General features: G+C 55.6%; 1 tRNA gene, 2 rRNA genes and 1 pseudogene (1 of these 4 cut by a window edge). All 4 read right to left on the minus strand.

Annotated elements, in window-relative coordinates:
• A pseudogene (locus tag LX70_RS10415) lies at positions 1-287 on the minus strand (transposase); the annotation flags it as partial.
• A gap of 430 nt (positions 288-717) precedes the next feature.
• Positions 718-794 (minus strand) — tRNA-Met (locus tag LX70_RS10420).
• A gap of 75 nt (positions 795-869) precedes the next feature.
• Positions 870-984 (minus strand): 5S ribosomal RNA (gene rrf, locus LX70_RS10425).
• A 69-nt stretch (positions 985-1053) separates the two neighbouring features.
• Positions 1054-2500: ribosomal RNA gene (locus LX70_RS10430) — 23S ribosomal RNA — on the minus strand (it continues 1388 nt past the right edge of the window).

Consider the following 2500-nt stretch of genomic DNA (forward strand, 5'->3'; position numbering starts at 1 on the left):
TTTCCTCCTCGAACCGGGCCTCAGAAGTTTTTTCCGAGCATCTCTTTCAGTGTCGCCACATCCATCATCTGCTCGGCCAACATCTTCTTGAGCTTCGTGTTCTCGGCTTCGAGCGCCTTCAGCCGCTTCGCATCGGCGACCTCCATGCCGCCATACTTGCGCCGCCAGTTGTAGAAAGTCGCGTCGCTGATCCCGTGCTTGCGGCACAGATCCGGCGCGCTCATGCCCGCCTGATGCTCCTTCAGAATACCAATGATCTGCGCTTCGCTGAACCGTGATCTCTTCATCGTCTGTCTCCTCAGTTGGAGAACAGGCTAACCTCAAATCGAGGACTTTTCAGGGGAGCAGGTCACCGTCAGACGACATTCATCGCTCGGCTACCAAAGCCCCATCGCCTTCGAGAGAAAGGCCCGTGAAGTGAGCTAAACGCTCTCCACAAAAGCCGGGCAAGTCCATGCAGGACGCGCACGGCAATTCGGGCTGCGCACTTGGACAGGCTCTTTGCGCGGCAGTCCAAATCATCGTCGGGTGACGGACCACTGTTGTCAGGCAATCGGCGCTTCTTGATGTAGCTGCAGTGCAAAGCGATCCTCGTGCTTTCGCCCGCTTTGCTCAAAACGGCCACAAAGCTTTGGTTCTGATCCAAATGCAGTGCAAAGTGCGTGCTTGGTGATAAACGCAAAAAGCCCTAACCGATTGCGGCTAGGGCAATTTAGTTGGTTGCGGGGGCAGGATTTGAACCTGCGACCTTCAGGTTATGAGCCTGACGAGCTACCGGGCTGCTCCACCCCGCGCCAATTCTGGCCCGCGACAAATCGAATTGTATGGGGCCGCATCGTCGAGAGATACATTTTCGTGTTTCTTACTAGGTTTGGCGGCGACCTACTCTCCCACGTCTTAGGACGCAGTACCATTGGCGCGACGGCACTTAACGGCCGAGTTCGGGATGGGATCGGGTGTTTTGCTCGTGCTATGACCACCAAACCGAGAAAGAAACACGAAACAATCAAACGTCCAAGCGCTTTGTCCAGGGAAGTCTGACTTCTGCTGGATCAAATCAAGCCTATCGAGCAATTAGTACCGGTCAACTGAACGCCTCACAGCGCTTACATCTCCGGCCTATCGACGTGGTGGTCTTCCACGGCTCTCAAGGGATACCTTGTTTTGAGGGGGGCTTCCCGCTTAGATGCCTTCAGCGGTTATCCTGTCCGTTCATAGCTACCCAGCACTGCCGTTGGCACGACAACTGGTCCACCAGTGGAACGTTCACCCCGGTCCTCTCGTACTAGGGGCAACTCCTCTCAAGTATCCTACACCCACGGCAGATAGGGACCGAACTGTCTCACGACGTTCTAAACCCAGCTCACGTACCTCTTTAAATGGCGAACAGCCATACCCTTGGGACCTGCTCCAGCCCCAGGATGAGATGAGCCGACATCGAGGTGCCAAACGATGCCGTCGATATGGACTCTTGGGCATCATCAGCCTGTTATCCCCAGCGTACCTTTTATCCGTTGAGCGATGGCCCTCCCACTTGGGACCACCGGATCACTATGGCCGTCTTTCGACTCTGCTCGACTTGTCAGTCTCGCAGTCAGGCTGGCTTCTGCCATTGCACTCAACGAGCGATTTCCGACCGCTCTGAGCCAACCTTCGCGCGCCTCCGTTACTCTTTGGGAGGCGACCGCCCCAGTCAAACTACCCACCACGCAGGGTCCCGGACCCGGATAACGGGCCGCGGTTAGACATCAAGAGTGCGAAGGGTGGTATCTCAAGGGAGGCTCCACGGAAACTGGCGTTCCCGCTTCAAAGCCTACCACCTATCCTGCACATCACAATCCTGATGCCAGTGCGAAGCTATAGTAAAGGTGCATGGGGTCTTTCCGTCTAACCGCGGGAAGTGTGCATCTTGACACACAGTTCAATTTCGCTGAGTCCACGTTTGAGACAGCGGGGAGATCGTTACGCCATTCGTGCAGGTCGGAACTTACCCGACAAGGAATTTCGCTACCTTAGGACCGTTATAGTTACGGCCGCCGTTTACTGGGGCTTCAATTCGGAGCTTGCACCCCTCCTTTTAACCTTCCAGCACCGGGCAGGCGTCAGACTGTATACGTCGCCTTACGGCTTCGCACAGCCCTGTGTTTTAAGTAAACAGTCGCCACCCCCTGGTTTGTGCCCCCGGGCTCTAGTTGCCTAGAACCCGGGCTCCCTTCTCGCGAACTTACGGGAGCATTTTGCCGAGTTCCTTAAACGTGGTTCTCTCAAGCGCCTTGGTATTCTCTACCAGTCCACCTGTGTCGGTTTAGGGTACGATCTAATGGAGGGCTATTTCCAGGAACCTGTTGGCTGCCCACCCAATCCGATAAGGGTGAACAACGGCTCAGATCCGTCACATCCTCCTGGCCCAGGAATATTAACCTGGTTCCCATCGACTACGCCTTTCGGCCTCGCCTTAGGGGTCGGCTTACCCTGCTCAGATTAGCTTTAAGCAGGAACC

Origin of the sequence: Albidovulum denitrificans (genome assembly GCF_002973535.1) — a bacterium.
GTDB lineage: Bacteria > Pseudomonadota > Alphaproteobacteria > Rhodobacterales > Rhodobacteraceae > Albidovulum > Albidovulum denitrificans.